Source organism: Mycobacterium sp. (genome assembly GCF_032161845.1).
Classification (GTDB): Bacteria; Actinomycetota; Actinomycetes; order Mycobacteriales; family Mycobacteriaceae; genus Mycobacterium.
This window is the reverse complement of the sequence record NZ_JAVRQA010000193.1, coordinates 1-3,458: the sequence shown is the minus strand read 5'-3', so window position 1 is coordinate 3,458 and position 3,458 is coordinate 1. Positions and strand designations below refer to the sequence as shown.

Below are 3,458 nucleotides of genomic sequence, written 5' to 3'. Positions count from 1 at the left end.
GGCTTGGCGAACATCGCACCGTCCTCGAGGGGCAGCGGGGCCATGATCTTGCCGAGCAGCGAGAAGTCCATGTCGTCGGGAAGCCCGGGCCCGACACTCTGCTTCGACTCGCCGACTCCGTCGGTCATCCCCGACGAGATCGATCCCGGCTGCACGCTGTTGAACCGGATCCGCTCCTTGCTGAATTCCAGCGCCAGGGCGTGTGTCATCGCCTGAATGCCGCCCTTGGACGCGGCGTACGCCGACATGTAGGGATGCGCGAAGCTCGCCGAGGTGGAGCTGAAGTTGACCACGGCGGCTGCATTGCCCTGTCGCAGTGCGGGAATGGCTTCTCGCGTGACGAGGAACGTCCCGATGAGGTTGACCCGCACCACCTTTTCGAAGTCGGCGAGTGTGGTGTCGGTGAAGTGTGATGACCGCAGGATGCCCGCGGCGTTGACCAGGGTGTCGAGCCCGCCCGCCGTGGCAACCGCTTCGGCCACCCCGGCCTGGACGGAGGCCTCGTCGCCGACGTCCATTCGCACCGTCGACAATCGTTCGCCGTAGGCATCGGCCTTCGCCACGGTGTCCTTCAGTCCGGACTCGCTGATGTCGGCGGCGACGACCCGGCCCCCCTCGTCGAGGATGCGAAGGACGGTGGCCTGCCCGATGCCGGAGCCGCCGCCGGTGATCAGGACGCGACGGTCGGCATAGCGCTGTAGTGAGGAAGGCATGGGCCGAATGATGCCCCTCCCGCGCCTCGGTGTCAGGCGGTCTCGCGATCAGCCATGTGCAGAGCGGCGAGGTGGCTGAACAACATGGACGCGCCGATCGGATTGCCGCCGCCGGGATAGGCGGTGCCGCTGACTGCCGCCATCGTGTTGCCTGCCGCGTAGAGCCCCGGTATCGGTCGCCCCGCGGCGTCGAGGACGCGGGCGTCACAGTCGGTGCGCAGACCGCCCTTGGTGCCGAGGTCGGAGAGGCCGAACGCGGCGGCGTGGTACGGGGGCCGTCCGATGGGCACCAGCGGGGAAGCGCCTCCGGTGAAGGTGCGGTCGTAGGCCTCGTCGCCTCGACCGAAGTCGTGGTCGACGCCGCCCGCCACCAACTCGTTGAAGCGCGACACCGTGCCAATGAGATTGGCGGGCGGCGCCCCGATGGCGGCCGCGAGGTCGTCGAGGGTGTCCGCGGTGTGCCACAGTCCGGCGTCGCGGTAGCGCTCCGGTTCGACCATCGACACGCTGGTCGACTTCACCGGCGGGATCCCGCCGTCGGCATCGTCGTAGACCATCCAGAACGGTAGTTGCATGGCGCCGGAGGCAATCTGCGCGACGATTGCACGACCCAGCCTGTCGTAGGGCCCGGATTCGTTGACGAACCGCCGCCCCTCGGAATTGACGAAGATCCCGCCCGTGAACCACAGCGAGAAGGTCGACCGGCCGTCGGGGTGCGTCAGGCCCGGCGACCACCACGCCTGATCCATCAGGTCGACGGCAGCGCCGATGCGGATGGCCGCCTGATGTGCGGCGCCGGTGTTGCCCGGCGCGCCCATCGAATCCTCGGAACGCCCCGGTACGCCGAAGGTTTCGCGCATCTGCGGGTTGTGCTCGAATCCGCCGGCGGCGAGCAGTACCCCGCGGCGTGCGCCGATCCGCACCCGCTCGCCGTCGCGGACGACGACGGCTCCAGTCACGGCGCCGCTGTCGTCGACGACGAGGTCCGACAGCGGAGAGTCGAGGTGGACGGACGCGTCGGGGAAGCGGCGAAGCGCGGCCAGGAAACGGCCGATCAGGGCGCGGCCGCCGGTGAGGAGTTCCGGCGCTGGCACCCCGAGCCGTTCGTTGTCGAGCGGTCCGCGTACCCGCTCGGCGTAGGGGCCGAGGGCGTCCGCGGGCAGCGCCCTCGAGACGATGTGTCGCATCCCGTCCAGTCGGGCGCCGGGCACGCTACCGAAGTAGTCGGGCCATGGCAGAACCTTGAATGCGAAGGCGTCATCCTCCTCGAGATACTCGATCAGGTGCGCGCCGCCGTTGACGTAGGCGTCCTGTAGGTCACGTGGGGTGCGCTCGCCGACGACGGCGTGGAAGTAGGTGAGGGCGTCGTCGATCGTGTCGTCGACGCCCGCGCGGCGGAGCACCGGATTGCACGGGAACCACATTCCGCCGCCGCCCGAGAACGCCGTGGTCCCACCGAACTTGTCGGTCGCCTCGACGAGCGCAACGGACAGGCCCTCGCGGGCAGCCGTGTAGGCGCCGGTGATTCCGCCGCCCGAGCCGACGACGACCACGTCGACGACCTGGTCCCAGTCGGCTGATATCTGAGTGGTCACCGCGAATCCCTAACTCCGGAGGGTGAATCCGGCATCCAGTGGCCACGACGTGCCGGTGATGAACGCGGCGTCGTCGGAGACCAGCCATGCCACCGCGGTGGCGATCTGCTCGGGTCGCAGCAGGGCGATGGGGAGTGCGTTCAGCTGGCTGGCCAGCCAGGGGTCACCGGCCGCGGACAGCTTCATCGTGGTTTCGTTGATGATCATGTCGGTCGCCACCCCGCTGGGATGGATCGTGTTCACCCGGATCGAGTGCTCGGCGAGTTGGTCAGCCCAAACCTGCATCAGCGCCACCAGGCCGCGTTTGGAGGCAGCGTAACCCTGGACACCGGCCCGGTCGGTGCCGGAGGCCCTGATTCCCTGCGTCGAACTCGCCAGCACGATCGAGCCGCCGCGGCCACCGGCGATCAACGCGGGGATGGCGGCTTCCACGGTGTTCCAGGCGCCGATCAGGTTGACCTCGACGACGTCGCGGAACGCTCGAGCCCGCTCGTCGGTGTCGCTGACCCTGATGATGCCCGCGTTGGCGATGACGATGTCGAGGCGTCCGAACTCCGCGACGCCATCTGCGACGGCCAGCTCGACGGCTTCGGGATCTCGAACGTCGACCTGGCGGGCGAGGATCCGACGACCATGGCCCTCAACCAGTTTCACGGTCTCGGCGAGGTCCTCGGTGGTAGCACCGGGGTAGTCCGTGGAGTCGAACTCGGCACAGACGTCGATGGCGATGACGTCGGCGCCCTCGCTGGCGAGCTTGACGGCGTGCGCTCGGCCCATGCCGCGGGCGGCGCCGGTGATGAAGGCGACCTTGCCGGTGAGGGTCGTCATCGTCACTCGCCCTTCGGAAAGTTGACGTCCTTGGTGACCGACTCCCACTCGTCGATCGACGCCGAGAAGGCTGCGAGCTTGTCGCGCACCGCCTTGAGCACGTCGCGGCCGAGCAGAAGACGCAGCGGCGGCTCGTCGAGTGTGGTCACCATGAGCACGGCCTCGGCCACCTTGCGGGGATCACCGGGCAGATGGTTGGCGAACTCCTTGATCATCGTCTTGCGGGCTCCCACGTTCTCGTCGTAATCGCCTATTGGAGTTGATGACTCCCACATCGACCGCGCTGCCCAGTCGGTGCGGAATGCGCCGGGCTCGATCGCCG

3 protein-coding genes and 1 pseudogene are annotated in these 3,458 nt (G+C 68.4%); all 4 read right to left on the bottom strand.

Annotation, left to right across the window (positions count from 1 at the left end; all coding sequences use genetic code 11):
• The coding region (locus QOD90_RS11295) for an SDR family NAD(P)-dependent oxidoreductase (RefSeq protein ID WP_526349634.1) at positions 1-713 on the bottom strand (713 nt) is incomplete at its 3' end.
• A 32-nt stretch (positions 714-745) separates the two neighbouring features.
• Complete coding sequence (locus tag QOD90_RS11290) at positions 746-2,308, bottom strand: FAD-binding protein (protein WP_526349632.1); 1,563 nt, start codon at positions 2,306-2,308, stop codon at positions 746-748.
• Between the two features lie 9 nt (positions 2,309-2,317).
• Positions 2,318-3,136 carry a mycofactocin-coupled SDR family oxidoreductase gene (locus QOD90_RS11285; protein WP_526349630.1) on the bottom strand — a complete coding sequence of 273 codons (819 nt, stop codon included), beginning with the start codon at positions 3,134-3,136 and terminating at the stop codon, positions 2,318-2,320.
• Positions 3,137-3,138: 2 nt separating this feature from the next.
• Positions 3,139-3,458: pseudogene (locus tag QOD90_RS11280) on the bottom strand (short-chain dehydrogenase/reductase); the annotation flags it as partial.